Raw genomic sequence first — 22040 nt, forward strand, 5'->3', positions numbered from 1 at the left:
CTTGCCTGCCTCAGCTTTCCCACCGCACCACTTGGCCTTGTCCCGGGTTGACCAGCGCGCCGTCACGCGTGATTTCCTCGCCGCGCAGGAACACCTGCCGCAAGGTGGCTGAAACGCTCCAGCCGTCAAACGGCGTGTAGCCGGCCTTTGACTTCTGGTCGGCATCGCGGATGGCAAAGGTTCGCGTCGGGTCGATGATGAGGATGTCGGCATCGTGGCCGACGGCCAGCCTGCCCTTGCGCCGGCCAAGCCCGAACCGGTCGGCCGGATTGGCCGCGCACAGGCGCGCGATGTCGCGCAGCCCAATCAGGCCTTCGTCGACGAGCTTGAGCATGACGGACAGCAGCGTCTGCAGTCCGGGCATGCCGCCCGGGATGTCCGCGAAAGCCGGATAGTCGGCGGCCTTCTCAGCAGGGCTGTGTGGCGCGTGATCGGTGGCGATGATGTCGATCAGCCCGGCCGCTACAGCCTCGCGGAGGCGCTGCACATCTTGCCTCGGCCGGAACGGCGGTGATCCCTTCAGCCGCGCGCCTTGCTTTTCGTAGTCGTCCGCACAGAAGAACAGGTTCTGGGGTGTCGTCTCGACGCTGGCATCGGCAAGATCGCGCAGGCGCCGCCAGGTCTCGACGCCGAGCGAAGAGTTGATCTGGCGGACATGAACGCGCGCGTCGGTCTCGGCCGCCGCCAGCAGCGCCCGCGCGATGCCGTTGGCCTCGGCCAGTGGGGGCCGGCTTTCGCGGAACGCTGCGATGTCGCCAGAATGAACGCGCGCGGCGCTGCCCACCAGCAGCGATTGATCGCCGGGCGAGATGCCGACGATCGTCTTGAGCGCGCTCATCCGCTTCAGCGCGTGAAGAACGGTGTCCACCGTCGGAAAAAGAAACGGCTCTGGGACATCCGCCGTGAAAAGCTCGAACGACACCGGGGCAAGCGCCGCGAGCCTTTCGAGACCGTCCAGCCTCTCGCTGACAACAGCCTGGAAGCCGACATCGACGTTGAGCTTGCCTTCGGCCATCGACATCTTCTCGGCAAGCTGGTCTGCCGTCGCCGTCCAGGGCTCGTCGGTCGGCATGTCGAGCACCGTCGTCACGCCGCCGAGCGCAGCCGCATGCGTGCCCGACGAGAAGTCTTCCTTGTGGGTCAGTCCCGGTTCGCGCAGATGCGCGTGCGCATCGACGAGACCGGGCAGCAGCATACAGCCGCTTGCGTCGATCACCTTCCGCGCTTCGGCCGCCTCTCCTGGCTGGATCAGGGCCGCGATCCTGCCGGCGTTGATGGCAATGTCGCGGCGGGCTTCGCCATCTGCGTTGACGATCGTCGCGCCGCTGATGAGGGTTTCGAACATTCCGCTGTTCAGCCGGCACGCTTGCTGGCAAACGTCCGGTGATTGTCGAGCCAGTACCGCGCGATGCCTGCGCGCCGCATGAAGATCGCTCCCGGCGTCTTTTGCACGTGCTCGATCACCTCGCGCAGGCCGGACGCCCGGTTCGGCTGGCCCATCCAGCGCGCGTGCACGCAGATATTGAGCATCCGTCCGCCCGTCTCTTCTGCCTCCCACAGCATGTAATCGATGGCCGAGCGGCAATCCTCGGCAAAGTCGCGTGGATTGCTGTAACCCGGCGCGATGAGGAAGCGGCTGTCGTTGAGCGTCTTGGAATAGGGCACGACCAGGATTTTCTCCTCGCCATGGTCGACGAAATAGGGCAGCTCGTCGTTGCAGGGATCGGAGTGGTAGAGAAAGCCGCCCTCGCGCACCAGCAGATCGCGGGTGTTGACGCTTGGAAACGAGCGGCAGTTCCAGCCGAGCGGCCGCCGGCCAAGCACCCTCTCGTAAAGTGCGATCGCTTCGTGCAACTGCCGCTCCTCTTCCTCGCGCGGCATGCCGGGATAATCGGTCCAGCGCAGCCCGTGACCGAGCAGGTCGTGACCGCGCGCATTCATCCACTCGGCGACGGCGGGATTCTTCTCCAGCGCCACTGCGCAAGCCGACACCGTGATCGGCACATCGTAGCGGTCGAACAGCCGAGCCAACCGCCAGACCCCGGCCCGGCTGCCATATTCGAAATGCGTTTCGGTGCCGAGGTCGCGATGCGGTGAAAGGCCGGGGTTGTTGTACTCGCCCCAATTGTCGTTGCGGCCGTCATCCAGCCAGTTGTACTCCGACCCTTCCTCGTAGTTCAGCACGAGATTGATCGCGACTTTCGCGCCGTCCGGCCAGGTGACATAGGGCGGGTTCGGTCCATAGCCGACGAAGTCGCGCGGCTGGACCGGTTGTGAGGCAGCGCTTGTCATGGCAATCCCTCTCACTTCATCTCGTTGGCCGAAATCCAGTCCATATAGGCGTGGAACGCCTCCTTGCCCGGGCGCGGCCGCCATGCCGTATCACGCATGATCCGCGCGATGTCGTAGGCGCCCCACATGCCGCCTTTCAGCGACACGTCCTGTAGGATATTGGCGTCTTCTCCAGGCGTCACCTCAACCTTCAGCGCCGGAACACGCTCCTTTGCCCAGGCGATGATCTCGCCGATGGTCTGGCTGGAGCCGGAGCCGATATTGTAGTGGCGGTAATTGAGGCGCGGCGCATCGAGCAGCGCGAGGATCGCGGCAGCGACATCGGTCGAGGCAAGATAGTCGCCCACCGGCTCCAGACTGTTCGGCCGGATCGTTTCGCCGGCCAGGGCCATGTGCGCAACACGGTTGGGGACATGGCGGAAGTTGCGGCTCTCGGTCGCGCGATCCATCGGGCCGTAGACGGAAGCAAGCCGGACCGAAACCGCCGACAGGCCGAACAGGTCGGCATAGCGGTTGGTCACCATCTCGGAGGCGAATTTTGAGATGCCGTAAAGCGTCAACGGCGCGACGTAGCCGTCCTCCGGCAGCGGCTCGCCGCTCCAGTCGGGGCCATTGTGTCGATAGATGGCTCCCGAGCTGACATAGATGAAGCGCTTCACGTTGGCCTGCGCGCGTGCCCATTCGAGCATGCGCACTGTGCCCATGAGATTGACATCGACGATGCGAGCCGGGTCCTCGGCCTCCGGCTGGCGCTTGGCCTCCGAGGCGCTGCCGCGCGAAATCGGTGTGATCGTCGCGCCATGTACGATCGCGGTGATGTGCTCGTTGTCGAGTGCGGCGGACCACCCCGCCGGGTCGAGGATATCCGCGCTGATCACTTTGAGCCGGTCGCGCACCGGAGCGAAATGCCTTTCGGCCGCGGCGTCGAGGCCGGCGCGATCCAGGATGACGGCGCGCGCGGCAGGGTCGCGGTCCAGCCAGGCACGCGCCACCACACTCATGACGAAGCCGGTGCCGCCTGTGACGAGAAGGGTCATGTCTTGAAGCCTCCTATGCTGGAATGGATTCAACGCACCGCATAGCCGCCATCCACCAGGAGGTCGGTGCCGGTGACGAAGGAAGCGTCGGACGAAAGCAGAAAGGCGCAGGCGGCTGCGATCTCTTCGGGCTCGGCAATTCGTCCGAGCAGATGCGCAGGCCCTAGACCCTTGTCGGCCGCCTCCAGACTGGGCCAGCGCTGCAGCAGGCGCGCGGTCGCGACCGCTCCCGGTGACAGGCTGTTCACCCGGATGTTCTGATCCGCATGGTCGACGGCCATGGCCTTCGCCAGATGCACAAGCCCCGCCTTCGCCGCGCAATAGGCCACCGCCTTGCCGACGGCGACGCGCGCGAATTGCGAGCCGATGAAGACGATCGACCCGCCGCCGCTCGATGCCATCAGCGGCACGGCGAATTTGGAGATCAGGAACGCGCCGGTCAGGCTGACGTCGAGTTCCAGCCGCCACTTGTCCACTGCAAGGTCGGCGACGGTGCCGTCGGTCGAGGGAGCCGCGGCGTTGTGGACCAGACCGTCCAGCCGGCCGAATGCTTGAGCTGTCGCGTCGACAGCATCTTGGACCGAGTCCGGATCGGTGACATCACAGTCGACAGCCAGAGCATTCGGCCCAAGGCTGGCGGCAAGCGCCTTCGTCGATGCCGTGTCCCGATCCGAGCAGGCGACACGGGCTCCCTCGTCGGCGCAGCGGCGCGCGATCGCCGCGCCGATGCCGCTCGCGGCGCCCGTGATCAGAACGAACTTGCCATCCAGACGGTGGGGAAGGGCGCTGTTCACGGCTCGCCTCCGCACGGCTGCGCAACCGCGACACTGACCGGGCGCCGCCGCAGATTGATGCAAGCCGCAACCGCCACCAGAATGCCGCCGGTGCCGAGCACGAACAGCATGGCCTGCGGCGCGGTACGCTCCATCAGTCCCGCGGCGAGACCCGGCGTCAGGATGTTGCCGATCGAATAGAGCAGAAGCAGCGTGCCCGAAGCCGCCACCATGTGCCGGCTGTGCATGCGCGAATTGGCGAAGGCGATGGCCACAGGATAGACCGTGAGCGCGGTTGCTCCATAGAGGAAGAACAGCAGGAAGAGCAGCGGCAGCGGTCCGCTGCCCAGCCAGGCGATAGAGGCGCATAGCGACACGGAAAGCAGTCCCTGGACAAGCAGCATGATGCGCCTGTCGAACCGGTCGGACAGCCATCCGATAGGCGTCTGCGCCAGCATGCCGGCAATGCTGACGGTCGTCACCAGGCCGACAGTGGCGGCGGCGGACAGTCCGATCTTGGCGCCGTAGATCGGCGTCAGCACGAAAATGTTCATGTTGGTGATGCCTGCCTGGAAGATGCTGACCACCGTTACCGGAGCGAGACGCAGCAACTGGACGACGCCATAGCGTTCGTCCTGCGCCGGGATATCGGCCAGGGACGGCTCGGTTTGCTCGGCGGGCAGGGCAGGCCAAGGCCTGGAGACAAACCGTGCAAGCGCCGACAAGAGCACCGTCGCCGCGCTGACGGCGAACAAATGCGGCGAATGCGCGCCGACGATCTCCAGCAAAAGCTGTCCGAACAGCACCGCGACCGCCGTCGTCAGCATGTAGATGGAAAACAGCCTGCCGCGATTGTGCTGGTCTGCATAGAGGTTGATCCAGCTTTCGCAGACAACGAACATTGCCGCCATGGCAAGCCCGCCGAGCAGCCGGAAGCAAAGCCATGCCGGCATGAAATCGGTGAGCGCGAACCCCGCGGCGGCGAGGCTTGCAAGCACGGTTATGGCGAAGAAGGCGCGCTCATGGCCGACGCGCGACACCAGCGGACGCGCGACGAGGCAGCCGATGAGAAATCCGACCGGGTAAGCGGTCAGCACCAATTGCACTTCGGAGGGGTCGATTCCCGGCGCGCTCAATGCCAGCGAGACCGCGGTGGTCAGCATGGCGCTGCCGGTGCCGGCCAGGCAGATGCGCGCCATGATCGACAGGATGGCGCGCGACCGTTCGGCCTGACGCCAGAGGCGGCCCAGTGAAGCTGGCCTCGTCATGAACGGTCGCTCGCCTCGTCCGGATGCCTGGGACTCTCCAGCGCTTCCGCCGGAATGTGGCAGGCGATCTCGTGCGTGGCGGACATCCTGCGGATCGGTGGCGGTTCCCTGTCGCAGATCGAACCCAGCTTGCGATGGCAGCGGCTGGCAAAGCGGCAGCCGCGCGGGACATCGACGGGGCTCGGCGTGTCGCCGGTCAGCGTGATGCGGTTGCGCTCTGCCCCTTCCGGTTTGGTGCTGCGGATCGCCGAGATCAGCGCCTCGGTGTACGGATGGGTTGCACCGCCGAAGATCTCCTCGACGGTGCCTTTTTCCATCACCTTGCCGAGATACATCACCACGACCTTGTCGGCGACGTGGCGCACCAGCGCCAGGTCATGGCTGATGAACAGCATCGTCGCATGCCGGGTCTTCTGGATGTCGAGCAGCAGCGTCACCACGGCCGCCTGCACGGAGACATCCAGCGCCGACACAGGCTCGTCGGCGACGATCAGCGACGGATCGGAGGCGAAGGCGCGGGCGATGGCGATGCGCTGCTTCTGCCCGCCGGACAACTGGCTCGGCCGGCGGGCGGCGAAGTCCGGCGAAAGCCGGACCATCTCCAGCAGCTCGCGCATGCGCTGGTCGATGGCCGCCTTGCCCTTGCGGATGCCGAACTTCTTCAGCGAGCGACGGATCGAGAAGCCGGCGCTGTGCGACGGATTGAGCGTCGAATCCGGATTCTGGAACACCATCTGGATCGATTGCAGCAGGGGCTTCGGCCGCGCGCTCGCTTCGATCGCGGCGATGTTTTCGCCAGCCATGCGGATTTCGCCCGAAGTGGCGCGGTCGAGGCCGGTGACGATACGCGCCAGGGTCGACTTGCCGCAGCCGGATTCGCCGACCAGCGCGACGATCTCGGCCTTGCCGGCCTCGAAGGATACGGCCTCATTGGCCTTCAGCGTCTTGTGGTAACCGAGGTGATAGAACTTGGTGATGTCGGAGAAAGTGATCTCGGCTGCCGGTGCCGCACTCTCGCCGGATAGCGGCGGAAGCTCCCGATGAGCCACCTCGAGTTCGGGCCAGCGCACGCAGCGCACAACATGCCGCTCGCCGACCGGTTCCAACGTCATGCCAGCCCGGTCGCACAGGCCGGCGCGGAAACCGGCGCAGCGCGGACCAAACAGGCAGCCGCGCGGCCGCTCCGACGGCAGCGGGATATTGCCCGGAATGGCGGCAAGCGTGCGGCTGTGCTTGCCCTGCCCGATATCGGGAATGCAGTCGATCAGCCCTTGCGTGTAGGGATGGCGTGGCCGGCCGAACAGCTCGCGCGTCGGCGCCTCCTCTACCAGCTCGCCGGAATACATGATGCCGACCCGGTCGCAGCTTTCGGCGATCAGACCGAGATTGTGCGAGATGAACAGCAGGCTGGTTCCATAGCGACGGCGCAGCTCGCCGATCAGATCGATCACCGCCGACTCCACCGTCACGTCGAGACCGGTGGTCGGCTCGTCGAGCAGGAGCAGCGACGGCCGCCCGAGCAGCGCCATGGCGATGACGACGCGCTGCTGCTGGCCGCCCGAAAGCTGGTGCGGATAGCGCTTCAGCATGTCGCCGGCATCGGGCAGGCGCACGTCCTTCAGCATGGCGGCTGCCATGTCGAGCGCCTCGACGCGACTTGCGCCGAGATGAAGCATCGGCACCTCGGCAAGCTGCGCGCCGATCGTTTTGACCGGATTGAGCGCGCTCATCGGGTCCTGGTAGACCATGGCGATGCGCCGCCCGCGTATGGCGCGAAGCTTATGCGCCGGTGCGTTGACCAGTTCCTCGCCTTCGAAGCGGATGCTGCCGCCGGCGACGACGCCTGTCGCACCGAGATAGCCCATGATCGCCATCGCCGTGGTGCTCTTGCCGCAGCCGGATTCGCCGACCAGCCCGAAGCTTTCGCCGGGCTTCACCTCGAAAGACAGCTTCGGCACCGCAACGATCGTCTCGGCCTTCCCGCGAAACTCGATGCGCAGATCTCGGACAGCGAGGAGCGGCGTCTCGGACGCACGCTCGCCTTGCGTCGAAATCGGCTCGGCGACCATCGTCATGGCTTCCAGGCCTCCCGCAGGCCGTCGGCCAACAGGTTGAAACCCAGAACCAGGCTGACGATGGCGATTGAGGGCAGCACCGACATCAACGGCCAGACGTTGAGCACCGTCGTGCTTTCCTTGACCATGCCGCCCCAGTCCGGGTTGGGCGGCGGCAGGCCAAGGCCAAGGAAGCCGAGAATGCCGATGGTGATGATGGTGTAGCCGATGCGCAGACAGGCATCGACGATCAGCATGCCGCGGCAGTTGGGCAACAGCTCGACAAGCATGATGTATAAAGTACTTTCGGCGCGCAGCCTTGCGGCGGCGATGTATTCCTGCTCCTTCAGGCCGAGTACCAGCCCGCGCGTTATTCGCCCGATTCCTGGCGCCGAGGCGATCGTCGTGGCGATGACGATGTTGATTATCGATGGCCCGATATTGGCGATCAGGATGACGTAGAGGACCAGCACCGGGAAGGCGAGGATGATGTCGGAAAGGCGGCTGATCACGGCATCGATCCAGCCGCCGTAATAGCCGGCGATCATGCCGAGCGTGATGCCGACGATCATGGCGACCGCGACCGAAAGCGGCGCGACGACCAGCACGGTGCGAGCGCCGAAGATCAGGCGAGACAACTCATCGCGGCCGAGAATGTCGACGCCGAGCCAATGCGCCGCCGATGGCGTCGGGTCGGCTAGCGCCATCACATCCTGCTCGGTCGGAGAATAGAGCGGCAGCACCGGTGCGAGGATCGCCGCAAGCACCCAGAAGCCGACCAGGAACAGCCCGACCAGTGCGGTAGGCGAGCGCAGGATGCGCGCCCATTTGAGGCGTGCCCTGCCCGTTGCCTTGACGGCTGTCGCCTCCATCGCTCTCTGCTCGACCAGTGCGCTCATCGCAATCTTATGCGTGGATCGAGCAGCATGTAACCGAGATCGCCGACGAATTGCGTCGTGACCGCGATGGCGACGGTGATCAGCGTTGCCGCCTCGATGGTCGCGATATCGCCGAAGAGGCTGGCATCGAGCAGCAGCCGACCGAAGCCGGGATAGGCGAAAACGAGTTCGGTCACCACCACGCCGCTGATCAGGAAGTTGATCTGCAGGAGCAGCACCGTGAACGGGGCGATCATCGCGTTTCGCAGGGCATGGCCGATGACGACCTGGCGTGTGCTCATTCCCTTCAGTACCGCGGTGCGGATGAAGGGCTTTTCCATCACCCCGATCATGGACACGCGGATCATGCGCGCGACATAGCCGAAATCATAGATGACGAGCACCGCCACCGGCAGCACGAGCTGCGAGGGAACGGACCAGCCGCCCTCTGTATCGAGCGGGCTGGTGCCCGGCAGCACCGGCCAGAGAATGACGAATAGGGTGACCAGAAACACGCCCGACGCGAATTCCGGGATCGAGGTGAAGGTTATGCAGATCACCGACAGGAGCCGGTCGAGCACGCCGCCTTCCTTCAGGCCGGATAGGATGCCGAAGACGATCGACAGCGGCACGATCAGCAGAAAGGCCAGCCCGGCCAGGATCGCCGTATTGCCGAGCCGGTTCCAGATGACGTCGTTGACGGGCAGCTTGTTCAGCGTCGAATAGCCGAAATTGCCGAAATACTGCGCGCCGCGCGGATCCTTGAAATTGAGCCCGGTGCTCGGGTCCTGGAGCGGATCCGGAATGATGCCGAGCAGCACGCCCGCCCAGCGCCCGTAGCGCACCAGCAGCGGATCGTCGGCCCTCAGCTTCTTGGTCAGGAAATCGACCTGCTCTTGCGTTGCGAACGGCCCGAGCGATTTGCGCGCGACGCTGCCCGGGGTGAACTCGCAGACGGCGAATACCAGAAACGACGCCGCGACCATGGTGAGCAGCATCATCGCCAGCCGTTTCGCCACGAATATTGCCATCAGCCGGACGTTTCCGTTCTGGGTGCGAGTGGAAAGGAACGCCCGGCCGTTCTGTCGCCGGCCGGGCGCAGCGTGGTCTAGGCGGAGGCGACCGCATAATCCTTGGCGAAGATGTACTGTGATGGATGCAGTTCGAATCCCTGCACCTTCTTGTCCATGACGGTCGAGAAGATGCGCCAGAACGGCTGCACGATCGGGCCCTCGTCCTGCATGATCAACTCGATCTTCTCCATCACCTTGCTGCGCTCCTTCGGGTCGAGGATGCCCTCGGCTTGGGTCAGCAGCTTGTCGAATTCGGCGTTCGAGAAATGCGATTCATTCCAGGCGGCATTGGAGCGGTAGGCGAGGCCGAGCGTCATGATGGCGAGCGGGCGGTGGCCCCAGGCGGTCAGGCTGAAGGGCGCGCTGGTCCACACTTCCCAGTACTGCGCGCTCGGCAGCGACTTGATGTTGGCCTTGATGCCGATGTCCTTCAGCTGTTCGGCCATCGCCTGTGTCGTGTTGAGCTCCCAGATCGGGTCGGGTCGTGTCACCAAATCCAATTCGAAACCGTCGGCATGGCCGGCGTCGGCCATCAGCTTCTTCGCCTTCTCGACGTCGCGCGGCCATTTGGGCAGCGCGGCATATTCGGGGTGCGACGGCGCCACATGGTGGTCCTCGGCCGGAGTGCCGGCGCCGAGCAGGACGGTCTGGATGATCTTGTCGCGGTCGAGCGCATGGCGCATGGCCTGGCGCACGCGCTTGTCCTTGAACTGCTCGACATCGGGATGCATGCGCATGACGATGGTTTGCGTCGTCTCGACCTTGTGGACCGAGACATGCGGGAAGGCCTTCATCGAATTGATCTGCACCGCGTCGGCTTCCGACAGGCCATCGACCTGCTTGGACGCCATCGCCGCGATGCCGGCGCCGGGATTGTCGCCGAGGTCGACGAATTCGAACGTGTCGAGATGCGCAGCACCGCCCCAATAATCGGCCCGCGCCTTGTACTTCGCGCCCTTGCCGACCGTGTATTCGACCATCTCGAACGGACCGGTGCCGTTGGCGCTCGGGCCGAAGGCGCCGTTGTCCTTCGGATCGAGGATGAACATCGGATAGTGGAAGAGATGTTCGGCGACCGCGATCTGCGGCGAGAACAGGTTCAGCCGCACCGTGCTGTCGTCGACCTTCTCGATCGCCTTGTCGGACCAGAGCCGGCTCGACTTCTTCGGATTGCCCTTGTCGTCCTTCTCGCCGGTATCGTACTCCTCGACGAGATAGCCGGTGAACAGGCCGAGCACCGAGGAGCCGACTTTGGGATCGCTGACACGCTTCAGGTTCCAGACCACGTCGTCGGCATTAAGCGCCCTGCCGTCACGCCATTTCACATCCTTGCGGATGTGCAGCGTCCAGGTCTTCAGGTCATCGCTGACGTCCCACTTCTCCAAGAGATAGGGGTGAGTGATGTTGTTGCGGTCGGTAAAGGTCAAATATTCGCAGACCTGGCGGATGACGTTGGATTTTTCGGCGAAGTCGGCCAGATGCGGATCCTTGATCTCCATGCAGCGCATGCCGATGCGCAAATTGCCGCCTTTCGGCAGGTCGCCGGCACGCGCTTGCGTCGCCGGGTCGATGATGCCGGCCATGGAATAGGCCGCGCCGGCCGAAAGCCCGAGCAGCGTCGACTTGCGCAAGAAGTCCCTGCGGCTGATCTCGCCCTCGTTAAGCTGATCGAGCAGTGTCGGAATATAGGGATGCGATGTCTTGTCCAAGGTCTCAACCTCCGAGTTGTCGCGATGCGCGTGCCGGACAGGGCGCTTCGGCGCTGTCTTTTCGACTGGTGCGGAACCGGTTTTGAAGGCCGCGGCGCGACCGCGCCGCCGGACCGTCAAGACGCATGGACGACGAGAGGCATGCCGGTCTGACCGGTCTGTCTCCGCGCTCGGAATGCAGGTCCATGGCGGGTGGCTCCCATTGGTGGCGCCGCTGGTCGCGGCTGCTCAATTCCCCGCCAAAAGCTACACCCGGCCTCTATGCCTACAAACGAAGATTGATGTGGCTATGACCTCGTTTTTTTTGCTCTTAACTGCCCCAAAAAGCAGCAGCCAGCCCCAATAGCAGGCTTTACAGTCGTTTCCCGAGCTTTCTACATTGCCGGCGTTCGAAAAAGTGGGGTCATGTTGTCGGCACAAGAGCCAGCACGAACCCCTGTTGTTATCCGGCCCGTCGCCCGGCCGTCCGGCTCCGGCACACAGCCACAAGGAACACGTAAATGCGGACCCATGCCCAGGCTGTTGTGATCGGCGGCGGCCTGATCGGATGCTCGATCCTCTATCATCTGACCAAGCACGGCTGGAGCGATGTCGTGCTGTTCGAGCGCGACGAGCTCACCTCGGGCTCGACCTGGCATGCTGCGGCCAACATTCACGGCTTGCACGACTCGACCAATATCAGCCGCCTGCAGCATTACACCATGGCGCTCTACAAGGAGCTCGAGAAGGAGACTGGTCAGGGCTGCGGCATCTTCCAGCCGGGATCGCTTTATCTCGCCCAGACCGAGGCGCGTGAACATCAGCTCCGGCTGCAGGAAGCCAAAGCGCGCCGCTACAAGATGAACTTCTACGAGGTCGACCGGGCGGAGGCCGAGCGGCTGCACCCGCTCGTCGACTTCGACGGCATACGCTGCATCATGTACGAACCCGAAGGCGGCAATGTCGATCCTTCGGGCGTGACGGCCGCCTACGCGGCCGGCGCGCGCCAGCGCGGCGCCGAGATCCACCGCTTCACCGCGGTGACCGGAACGGAGCAGCAGCCGGACGGCAGCTGGATCGTGCGCACCACCAAGGGCGACGTCCGCACGCAATGGGTGGTGAACGCCGCCGGTCTGTGGGCGCGTGAGGTCGGCGCCATGGCCGGGTTGGCCCTGCCCCTCATCCCGACCGAGCACCAGTATTTCGTCACCGAGACCATCCCAGAGATCGCCTCGATGGGCCGGCGCCTGCCTTCGGTCGCCGACCGCGATGGCGAATATTACCTGCGCCAGGAGGGCCTCGGCCTGTTGATCGGCGCCTATGAGCGGGCGATGAAATTCTGGGCCGAGGACGGCACGCCCCAGGATTTCGGCCACGAGCTGTTCCCGGACGATCTGGAACGCATCGAGGAGAACATGATGCGCGCCATCGCCCGCGTGCCGGCGGTCGGCGCTGCCGGCGTCAAGAGGGTGATCAACGGACCGATGATCTGGTCGCCGGACAGCGCCGCACTGTTCGGCCCGGTGCCGGAGCTGCGCAACTATTTCTGCTGCGCCGGCATCATTCCGGGCTTTTCGCAATCCGGCGGCCTCGGGCGCCTGGCGGCCGAGTGGATGATCGAGGGCGAGCCGACGCTCGACATGTTCGGCTGGGATCTCGCCCGCTTCGGCCACTGGGCGGGCAAGGCATTCGTCAAGGCGCGCGTGCAGGACCAGTACAGCCATCGCTTCAAGATCCATTTCCCGAACGAGGAGCGCGCTGCGGGCCGGCCTGTGCGCACACGGCCGGCCTATTCCATGCAGAAGGAAAACGGCGCGGTGTTCGGCCTGAACTTCGGCTGGGAGCATCCGCTGTGGTTCTCGATCGACGGTGAGCCGCGCGAGGAGACGATCGGCTTCACCAGGCAGAACTGGTGGCACCCTGTCGGCCGCGAGGCGCGCATGCTGCGCGACCATGTCGGCATCATCGACATCTCCAACTTCGCCAAATACGAGGTGAAGGGGCCGGGCGCCGAGGCCTGGCTGAACGCGCTTTTCGCCAACAAGATTCCCTCGCGGGTCGGACGATCCTGCCTGACGCCGCTGATCGGCAAGCGCGGCGGCATCGCCGGCGACTTCACCGTCACCAAGCTGGCGGAGGACGAGTATCGCGTCTTCGGCTCCGGCATGGCCGAGCGCTATCATCAGCGTTTCTTCAAGATGCTGCCCTTGCCGGAGGGCACGACGTTCCGTTCGCTCACCGAGAACATGTGCGGCTTCAACGTCGCCGGGCCGAAGTCGCGCGCGGTGCTGCAGCGCTTGACCAATGACGATTTGACGACGGCGTCGTTCCCCTTCATGGCCTCGCGCCGCATCACCGCTGCCGGCCTCGATGTCATTGCGCTGCGCGTCTCCTTCACCGGCGATCTCGGCTGGGAGCTCTATTGCGAGGAGAAGGACCAGACCGCTCTTTACAACGCCCTGCTCGACGCGGCGCGTCAGGAAGGCGGCGGGCCGGTCGGCTCGCGCGCGCTGATGTCGCTCAGGGTGGAGAAGGGCTATGGCAGCTGGGGCCGCGAATACTCGCCCGAATACTGGCCGCAGGAAGTGAAGTTCGACCGCCTGATCAAGATGGATAAGGGCGACTTCCTCAACCGCGACGCCTACGCCGCGCTGGCATCGAAGCCGGCCCGCGACGAGCTGATCATGATCTCGATCGAGGCGAAGGATGCCGACGCCACGGGCGGCGAGCCGATCTTCCTTCCCGATGGCACGCCGGTCGGCCAGGTCACGTCTGGCGCCTACGGCTATCATGTCGGGATGTCGCTGGCGCTCGGCTATGTGAAGGCCGGCTCGGTGAAATCGGGCGATGCCGTCACCGTCGCGATCCTCGGCCGGCCGCATAATGCCGTGTTGCTCGACAGGCCGCCCTTCGATCCCGATGGCAAGCGGCTGAGGGCCTGACCGGTGCTTGCCCGCCCGGTGACCCGCAACAGCACAGCGGCGTGAGCGGCACGAATGGCGCGGCGCGCGCATCAGCTGGTCGTCAAAGGCGGTAGGGTCGCCTTGGATGACGGTTGGCGGGATTGCGACGTCGGCATCGATGACGGCCGCATTGCCGCGATAGATTCAGGCCTGCAAGGTGGGCAAACCATTGACGCCGCGGGCCTGTGGGTGATGCCGGGCGGCATCGATGCCCACTGCCATCTCGACCAGCCTGTTTGGGGCGGGGCCGGTAACGCCGACGATTTTGAATCGGGCTCCATCTCGGCCGCATTCGGCGGTACGACCTGCATCGTGCCCTTCGGCATGCCGGGTCCAAATATGACCACTGTGGATGCGCTCGAACGGGCGATGGGTTGCGCGGCCGGCCGTTCCATCGTCGACTACGGCCTCCATGCGGTGGTGACGACGGGGACCGGCGCCAACGTCGAGGCACAACTTAGCCAATTGGCCGGGCATGGCATCGCTTCGGTCAAGCTTTTCATGACCTACCAGGGCTTCGCGGTCGACGACGACCTGTTCTTCACCGTGCTCGATACGGCGAGGAAGCTCGGCTGGATTGTCATGGTTCATGCCGAGAACGATGCCGCCATTCGGCGCACGCGGCAGCGGCTGATCGAGCTTGGCCGCACCGAGATGCGCTATCACGCCGTGGCGCACAGCGAGATCATGGAGCGCGAGGCGACCCATAGGGCTCTGGCGCTGGCGGAGATGACCGGCGCCCGCATGACCATCGTCCACGTGTCGTCGCAACAGTCCGCCGAGGAGGTCGCGCGGGCGCGTCAGCGCGGCGTCGACGTCGCGGCCGAAACCTGCCCGCAATACCTCTTCCTCGGTGCCGCGGACCTCGACCGCCCAGGCAGGGACGCTGCCCGCTTCGTCTTTTCGCCGCCGCCGCGCACGCCGCATAGCCGCGAGCATCTCTGGCGGCTGCTGGCGGAGGGTGGCCTCGACCTCTGGTCGTCCGATCATTCGCCCTATTATTTCGCCGACAAGATCGGCAAGGCGCCGGAGCCAGGTTTCACCACGACATTGAGCGGTATTCCGGGCCTGGAAACCAGGCTGCCGCTGCTGTTTTCCGAAGGGCTGCTGACGGGGCGCCTTTCGCTGCAGCGATATCTGGATCTGACCTCGCGCAATGCCGCTGCGATCTACGGTCTCGGCCACCGCAAGGGTCGCATCGCCCCCGGCCTGGACGCTGATCTCGCGCTCTGGGACCCGGCACGCAAGTGGACCATCAGCCACGAAATGCTGCACTCGCGCGTCGACTTTTCGCCTTACGAAGGCATGGCGGTGACGGGCAAGCCGATCACCGTGCTGCTGCGTGGTGAGCCGCTGATCGCGGGCGAAAAGCTGCAGGCGCAAGCTGGTTTCGGCGGCTTCGTCGCGCGCCGTCCGTCCGATCCGGCAAAGGCCGGCACGGCTGTGGAGGACACCACGCCATGGCTCGACCCCTGATTGGGCGACTTGGAATATCGGCCTGGCAGAACGTCGGACTTACAGCTTGGGTCGCAAGGTCCGAAATGTGACCGAGTAGCGGTGTTCTGCGAGCGGCGGAATGCTGTGCTCCCATTCGTTGCGCGCCGGACCGGCCATGAGATAGGCGGATCTCGGCTCGACCTCGATCATCTGCCGGTCCCATGTCGCGCCGTTCCTGCGGCGCAGCCGGAAACTGCAGGATGCCAGCAGGGAGACGCCTGCGACGAGCTCGAAATGGGGCTTGTCGCGATGCCAGCCGATGCCCGCGCCAGGCCGGTATTCGTTGATCAGCACCTGCGAGAATTCCGACGCGGGCCGACCGGCGAAGACGGCGACCTTGTCGCGAAGCGGCAGCAGGAAGTCGGGTATGGCCGGTGCTTCCACGACCTCGCGGCGGTCGTAGTCGTAACGCAGCCCGAAGCCGATAACCTGCCTGTTAGCAAGATGGCCATGGAAGTCGAAGGGCTTGAACGGCAGGCCTTCGATGCAGCGGACCAACGCGCTTTCTTCGTTACGCGTGATCAGCTCCGGCCGGTAGCGGAATCCTTCCGGCAGGCTGTTCGGGATACCGAAAAGATCTCCTTGGCGGACTTGCGCCGTGGCGCTCGATTTCGTTGACGGCATAAACCTCAGATAGGCAATTCGGCGGGTCTCGCAAGGCCCTGATCCGTCGGCAGCCTGTGCGACGGAACCCATTGACAGCTACGGGAATTACGCATTGGCCAACGGGGCGCTCGTCATGCCTTCCACCGCCATCCGGAACATCTATTACGACCCGGCGACGAAGATCCTTTCGGTATGGTTTGTCCCGAGCGGCGACCGCTATGACTATGAGCAGGTTGAGCCAGAGACCCACGCGGCATTCAAGGCTGCTCGGTCCAAGGGCCGGTTCTTCAACGAGTTCGTGCGCGACCGATACAGCTTCCATCTGGTGGCGCAAGGACCGCAGCATTGAACCAGAGCCCCGCTCCCATGCCCTGCTCGAAGCCACCCCTCCTGTCGTTGGGCAGGGCCTGTTAGCCTTATTGCTCAGCTACGGTTCGAACTGGGGAATTGGTATCTACCGGTGTGACTTTCGATCGGTTGTGCGAGCTTGCGCAGCGCCGGTGCGCACCGCCGCGTGGCAGTCAACCTCCCTTGCGCGGAACGTTCCTCTGCTGTCCCGGCGTGCTCTGCCTCCGACTTCCCTCGATGCTGTCACAGTCGCGTGAGCTTCCGGGCCTTCGCCTGCAAAATTCGGAACAATGCCCCCGTTGAGAGGTTAGCGCCCCATAGCCAGCCCCGATGACAGCCAGCCTGGGAGCGAGCCATGTCCCGAATTTTTGCGCCAAGCGCGACCGGCCTCAGCCGGCGAAGCTTCATGACAGCTACTGTCTCAGCCGCCGCGGCGGCGCCCTTGCTCAGCTCCCCAACGAGAGCGGAAAAACCGGCCGCGACCCGTTCCGGCTTGAGGGAAACGGTCGCGGTGTCCTTGCGCATCAACAAGCAGCCTTACGAGCTTTCGCTGGATGCCAGGACCAGCCTGCTTGACGCCCTGCGGGACCATGTCGGCCTTACCGGCACGAAAAAAGGTTGCGACCATGGGCAGTGCGGCGCCTGCACCGTTCTGGTGGGCGGAAAGCGCGTGCTCTCCTGCTTGAGCTTCGCCGTGATGAACGACGGCAAGGAGGTGACGACCGTCGAAGGGCTTTCCTCGAGCGACGGCAAGCTGCATCCGATGCAGCAGGCCTTCATCGACCACGACGCGTTCCAGTGCGGCTACTGCACGCCGGGTCAGATCATGTCGGCCATCGGCTGCGTCAACGAAGGCCACGCCAACTCCGAGGACGACATCCGCGAATATATGAGCGGCAATATCTGCCGCTGTGCGGCCTACCCGAACATCGTCGCCGCGGTCGTCCAGGCGCGCGATCAGGCGAGAGGAACCTGACGATGCGCCCCTTCATCTATGAACGGCCGACAGATGTCTCCGCCGCGGTCGCCATCGCATCCCGCTTTACCACCGAGGACGACCAGCCGACACGGGCGAACGCGCAGTTCATCGCAGGCGGCACCAATCTTGCAGACTATATGAAACTTGGGGTGGCGGCGCCCAACCGGCTGCTCGACCTCAACCGGCTCGAAGAGCCAGGGCTGAGGCAGATCAGGGTTACCGACGACGGCGTGCGCTTCGGCGCCCTGGTGCGGATGGGCGAGGCTGCCGACCATGGCGAAGTCAAACGCCGCTATCCCGTCATTGCCGAAAGTTTGCGGCTGGCGGCAAGCGGCCAGATCCGCAACATGGCGAGCCTTGCCGGCAACATGCTGCAGCGAACGCGCTGCGAATATTTCCGCGAGCCCTCCTGGGCCTGCAACAAGCGGGTGCCGGGTTCGGGCTGCGCGGCGATGGAAGGCTTCAACCGCCAGCACGCGGTGCTGGGCGCCAGCGATGCCTGCATTGCCACCTATCACGGCGACTTTGCCCAGGCTCTGATTGCGCTCGATGCCGTTATTCGAGCCGAGGGGTCTCGCGGAGCGCGCGAAATTCCCTTTGCAAGGCTGCATCGGCTGCCCCGCGACACGCCGCATATCGAGACGGATCTGGCGGCGGACGAGATCATCACCGCCATCGAGGTGCCTGCCTTACCGTGGGCCCGGCGCTCGCGCTACCTGAAGATCCGCGACCGCGAGTCTTATGCCTTTGCGCTGGCCTCGGCGGCCGTTGCGCTCGACCTCGACGGCGACAGCGTCCGCGAGGCAAGGATTGCGCTCGGCGGGCTGGCGACGGTGCCGTGGCGCGCCGGCGAGGCCGAAGCGGCCCTGCAGGGCAAGAAGCTCGACGAGGCATCGGTAGGTGCGGCGGCGGACGCTGCCTTTGCCGGTGCCGAACCGCGCCAGCACAATGCGTTCAAGATCGAGCTCGGCAAGCGGACGCTGGTGCGCGCGCTGCTCGAAACGCGAGACATGAAGGTGTGACCATGGACCCAGCCGCTCCGAAGCCCAAGGAGAACATGGGCGAACCGCTGCCGCGCGTCGATGCGCGGCTGAAAGTCACCGGGCAAGCCCACTATCCGGCAGACCTGCCGACGGCAAACCTAGCCTATGGCGCGCTGGCCACCAGCAGCATCGCCAAGGGCAGGGTGACGAAGCTTCACCTGGACGATGCCCGTGCCGTGCCCGGCCTTCTCGACATCGTCACTTATGGCGACATGGACAAGGTCGAGAAGCCGAAATTCGGCAACGCCGGCGCGACCTCGATCGGACCGCTGCATGACAGGACGATTTTCCACGACGGCCAGATCATCGCCTTGGCCGTTGCCGAGACATTCGAGGCGGCGGAGGAGGCGGCCCAGTTGATCCGCGCCGATTACGAGGAAGAGAAACCGTCCGCGAGTTTCGATAGTCCCGGCACCAAAACCATTCCCGCCGCCGGCAAGAGTCCGCTGTTCAAGGAGGATGTGAAAGCAGGCGATTTCGACGCCGCCTATGCAGCCGCCGCGGTCAGGATCGACGCTCGGTATTCAACGCCCACCCAGCACCACAACCCGATCGAGCTGTTCTCCACGACGGCATTTTGGCAGGGCGATCAGCTCATCGTCCACGAGCCGTCCCAGAACGTCACCGGCTGGAAGGCCGAACTTGCGAGAGAATTGAAAATCGATCCGGCCAATGTGCGCATCGTCAGTCCCTTCATCGGCGGCGCCTTCGGCTCAAAAGGACCGATGACGCCGCGCACCGCCATCGTCGCAGTAGCCGCAAAACGTCTCGGGCGTCCCGTGCGCTGCGTGACGAGCCGCATGCAGGCTTTCGGCACACAGACTTACCGGGCCGAAACCCGCCACCGCATCCGGATCGGCGCCGGCGAGGACGGCCGCATCACCGCTTTCGCGCACGAAGGATGGGAGGTGACATCGCGCCCTGATCCCTATGTTGTCGGCGGCACCTCGGCGACCGGCCGCATGTACGACTACGGCTCGGTGTTGACGCATGTGTCGCTGGTCCAGGCAGATCGCAACACGCCGGGCTACATGCGTTCGCCGCCCGAGACACCTTACGTCTACGCGCTGGAAAACGCGATGGACGAGATGGCGGTGGCGCTTGGCATGGACCCGGTCGAGTTCCGCCGCATCAATGAGCCGAAGGCGGAACCGATCGGCAAGAAGCCCTTCTCCAGCCGCTCGCTGATCCAATGCTATGAACAGGCGGCCAATGCCTTCGGCTGGGCGAAGCGGGACCCCAAGGTCGGCGCGATGCGCGACGGCGACTGGCTGATCGGCATGGGCTGCGCCACCGCCATCTACCCCACCGCGGTGGCACCATGCGCGGCGCGCGTGCGCCTGACGTCGGATGGCGATGTGCGGGTGCAATGCGGCTCGCATGAGATCGGCACCGGCGTCCGGACAGTGGCCGCCCAGATGGCCTCGGAACGTCTTGGCGTTTCGATCGACAAGGTGACCGTCGAAATGGGCGACAGCAGCCTGCCTCCGGCCCCGGTCTCAGGTGGTTCGATTTCCACCGCAAGCGTCTGCTCGGCGGTTCTGAAGGCTTGCGATGCCATCCGGGCGAAGCTCTCCGCCGGAGCCACGGCCGAAGGCGGCCCGCTTGCCGGCTCACATAACGAGGAACTGGACCTTGACGGCGGCAAGCTTGCGGCCAGGGGCGGAGCGTCCGCGAAGATCGAGGACGTCTTCAAGGCGATGCAAATTGGCGCGATCGAGGAGTATGCCGAGTTTGCCCCGAAAGGCGCGACGCCTGAGGCAGTGAAGAAACTCTATGCCGGTCAGTCGGAATTCCATGGCGGCGATCAGGACGAGGACTCGGTGAAATACGCCTTCGGCGCGGAGTTCGTCGAAGTTCGCATCAACAGCTATACTCGGGAAATCCGTGTGCCGCGCATCGTCGGCGCTTTCGCGGCCGGCCGCATCATGAACACGCGCACCGCGCGCAGCCAGCTGATGGGCGGCATGATCTGGGGCATCGGCCAGGCGCTGCATGAAGCGACCGAGGTCGACAGGCGCTATGCCCGCTACGTCAACCGCGACCTGCAGGATTACCTCGTGCCGGTCAACGCCGACATCAGGGACCTGCAGGTGATCCTGGTCCCGGAGGTAGACCACGCCGTCAATCCGGCCGGCGTCAAAGGCTTGGGCGAACTCGGCAATGTCGGCACCGCCGCCGCCGTTGCCAGCGCGGTCTACCACGCGACGGGCAAGCGCATCCGCGATCTGCCGATCAGGATCGACCAGCTTATCGCTTGACGATGCGGCGAGCGGCAGCGCGCCGCGATCTGCTCATCAATCCGCTGATTGCCGAGCCGCCGTTGCAATGCGGGCACCCCCACCCGCATTGCACCGGCGGATAGCTTCCGTTCACAACCCGTCGAATTTTCCCTGCCCGCTTGTCAGCGAGCGCCCCGCTTCGGTTTCGGCGAAGCAAAGGACAGAAAAAGACTTCTTTTTGCGAACCGGCCCGGATGCTCTCTTGCCGACCCTAGAACACGCGAAGACCCGCCTGGGAGGCGATGCATAACGAGAGCGGCTCGAAATGTCCGCCGTTCTGTGGCTCGATCGCGCACCTGCGCCGTTTTGGCGAGGTGCAAGGTTGCGGGCGCGGGGTCTGGCAGCTATGTCGGGCCGGACATTCCCGGCGAGAAGGCAGAACCGATGAACGTCCTTTCCACGTCCAAATCGCATGGCGGCATCCAGGGCGTCTATTCGCACGCGTCGGAAGTCTGTGCTTGCGACATGACCTTTGCCGTCTTCGTGCCACCCCAGGCGAAGGACGGGCCTTTGCCGGTTTTGTGGTATCTCTCGGGGCTCACCTGCACCCATGCCAATGTCATGGACAAGGGCGAATACCGGCGCCTGGCGGCCGAGCTTGGACTCGTCGTCGTCTGCCCCGACACCAGCCCGCGCGGTCCGGACGTTCCCGATGAGAAGGACAATTGGCAGTTCGGTTGCGGCGCCGGCTTCTATGTCGATGCCACGCAAGCGCCCTACGCGAAGAACTATCGCATGTACTCCTACGTCACCGAGGAGTTGCCGGCGCTTATTGAGGCCAAATTCCCGGTCGACATTTCGCGCCAGTCGATCTTCGGCCATTCGATGGGCGGGCACGGCGCGCTGACCATCGCACTGAAGAACCCGGGGCGCTTCCGCAGCTGCTCGGCCTTCGCGCCGATCGTGCAGCCGACGACGGCGGGCTGGTCGCGGCCGGCACTGGAAAAATACCTGGGATCAGACGAAAAGAGCTGGCGCGCCTGTGACGCCACGCTGCTCATCGAGGACGGCCATCGTTACGGCGAACTGCTCGTCGACCAGGGCAGCGCCGACGGCTTCCTCCAGGATGGTCTTCGTCCCTGGCTGCTCGAAGAGGCGTGCAAAAAGGCAGGCATCGCGCTGACGCTGCGCATGCAGGAGGGCTACGATCATTCCTACAATTTCATCTCGACCTTCATGGACGATCATTTGAAGTGGCACGCCGCGCGGATGGCATAGGCAGCGCAAACGCCCACCAGCCCTGAACCTGAAGTTGGATG

The 22040-nt window shown here is 64.7% G+C and carries 17 protein-coding genes; 7 read left to right on the forward strand and 10 right to left on the reverse strand.

Translation table 11 applies throughout. From position 1 onward, the window contains the following. Window positions 1-10: 10 nt before the first annotated feature. From CK218_RS04310 to CK218_RS04350, 9 genes are all read right to left on the reverse strand, one after another. Entirely contained in the window at window positions 11-1345 is a 1335-nt protein-coding gene (locus tag CK218_RS04310) for a dihydroorotase family protein (protein WP_095826975.1), read from the reverse strand. Between the two features lie 8 nt (window positions 1346-1353). Next, on the reverse strand, window positions 1354-2292 hold the full coding sequence (locus tag CK218_RS04315) for a polysaccharide deacetylase family protein (protein ID WP_095826976.1): 939 nt from the start codon (window positions 2290-2292) through the stop codon (window positions 1354-1356). A gap of 11 nt (window positions 2293-2303) precedes the next feature. Then, window positions 2304-3329: an NAD(P)-dependent oxidoreductase gene (locus CK218_RS04320; protein ID WP_095826977.1), complete on the reverse strand. Its 1026-nt coding sequence runs from the start codon at window positions 3327-3329 to the stop codon at window positions 2304-2306. Between the two features lie 29 nt (window positions 3330-3358). Continuing rightward, window positions 3359-4123, reverse strand: coding sequence for an SDR family oxidoreductase (locus CK218_RS04325; protein WP_095826978.1), 765 nt, complete (start codon window positions 4121-4123; stop codon window positions 3359-3361). Then, window positions 4120-5370 carry an MFS transporter gene (locus tag CK218_RS04330; protein ID WP_095826979.1) on the reverse strand — a complete coding sequence of 417 codons (1251 nt, stop codon included), beginning with the start codon at window positions 5368-5370 and terminating at the stop codon, window positions 4120-4122. Before CK218_RS04330 ends, CK218_RS04325 begins: the two co-directional genes overlap by 4 nt. Next, window positions 5367-7445 (reverse strand): ABC transporter ATP-binding protein, encoded by a 2079-nt coding sequence (locus CK218_RS04335; RefSeq protein ID WP_095826980.1) that lies wholly within the window; start codon window positions 7443-7445, stop codon window positions 5367-5369. Before CK218_RS04335 ends, CK218_RS04330 begins: the two co-directional genes overlap by 4 nt. Further along, window positions 7442-8323 (reverse strand): ABC transporter permease, encoded by an 882-nt coding sequence (locus tag CK218_RS04340; protein ID WP_245299494.1) that lies wholly within the window; start codon window positions 8321-8323, stop codon window positions 7442-7444. Before CK218_RS04340 ends, CK218_RS04335 begins: the two co-directional genes overlap by 4 nt. Beyond that, window positions 8320-9333, reverse strand: coding sequence for an ABC transporter permease (locus tag CK218_RS04345; protein ID WP_066989127.1), 1014 nt, complete (start codon window positions 9331-9333; stop codon window positions 8320-8322). Before CK218_RS04345 ends, CK218_RS04340 begins: the two co-directional genes overlap by 4 nt. Before the next feature lie 77 nt (window positions 9334-9410). After that, a complete protein-coding gene (locus CK218_RS04350) occupies window positions 9411-11084 on the reverse strand; it encodes an ABC transporter substrate-binding protein (protein ID WP_095827211.1) in 1674 nt (557 codons plus the stop codon). A 500-nt stretch (window positions 11085-11584) separates the two neighbouring features. On the opposite strand from CK218_RS04350, the gene CK218_RS04355 reads away from it, so the two are divergent. Both CK218_RS04355 and hydA read left to right on the forward strand, forming a co-directional pair. Next, window positions 11585-14005 (forward strand): FAD-dependent oxidoreductase, encoded by a 2421-nt coding sequence (locus tag CK218_RS04355; RefSeq protein WP_095826981.1) that lies wholly within the window; start codon window positions 11585-11587, stop codon window positions 14003-14005. A 54-nt stretch (window positions 14006-14059) separates the two neighbouring features. After that, window positions 14060-15502 carry a dihydropyrimidinase gene (gene hydA / locus CK218_RS04360; protein ID WP_095826982.1) on the forward strand — a complete coding sequence of 481 codons (1443 nt, stop codon included), beginning with the start codon at window positions 14060-14062 and terminating at the stop codon, window positions 15500-15502. Window positions 15503-15541: 39 nt separating this feature from the next. Here the strand turns inward: hydA and CK218_RS04365 are convergent, their stop codons facing one another. Further along, entirely contained in the window at window positions 15542-16147 is a 606-nt protein-coding gene (locus CK218_RS04365; RefSeq protein WP_095826983.1) for an alpha-ketoglutarate-dependent dioxygenase AlkB, read from the reverse strand. A gap of 115 nt (window positions 16148-16262) precedes the next feature. Here CK218_RS04365 and CK218_RS04370 point away from each other — a divergent pair, with 115 nt between their 5' ends. The 5 genes from CK218_RS04370 (at window position 16263) to fghA (ending at window position 21999) form a co-directional block, all read left to right on the forward strand. Beyond that, a complete protein-coding gene (locus tag CK218_RS04370; protein WP_067328004.1) occupies window positions 16263-16478 on the forward strand; it encodes a KTSC domain-containing protein in 216 nt (71 codons plus the stop codon). A 354-nt stretch (window positions 16479-16832) separates the two neighbouring features. Further along, the gene (locus CK218_RS04375; protein ID WP_095826984.1) at window positions 16833-17453 is read left to right on the forward strand and encodes a (2Fe-2S)-binding protein; all 621 of its coding nucleotides are present in this window, start codon (window positions 16833-16835) and stop codon (window positions 17451-17453) included. 2 nt (window positions 17454-17455) lie between these two features. Beyond that, entirely contained in the window at window positions 17456-18478 is a 1023-nt protein-coding gene (locus CK218_RS04380) for a xanthine dehydrogenase family protein subunit M (RefSeq protein WP_095826985.1), read from the forward strand. A 2-nt stretch (window positions 18479-18480) separates the two neighbouring features. Continuing rightward, a complete protein-coding gene (locus tag CK218_RS04385; RefSeq protein ID WP_095801023.1) occupies window positions 18481-20760 on the forward strand; it encodes a xanthine dehydrogenase family protein molybdopterin-binding subunit in 2280 nt (759 codons plus the stop codon). Between the two features lie 405 nt (window positions 20761-21165). Beyond that, the gene (gene fghA, locus CK218_RS04390; RefSeq protein ID WP_095826986.1) at window positions 21166-21999 is read left to right on the forward strand and encodes an S-formylglutathione hydrolase; all 834 of its coding nucleotides are present in this window, start codon (window positions 21166-21168) and stop codon (window positions 21997-21999) included. The last annotated feature ends 41 nt before the right edge of the window (window positions 22000-22040 follow it).

This window comes from Mesorhizobium sp. WSM3879 (assembly GCF_002294915.1).
In the GTDB taxonomy this organism is placed as follows: domain Bacteria; phylum Pseudomonadota; class Alphaproteobacteria; order Rhizobiales; family Rhizobiaceae; genus Mesorhizobium.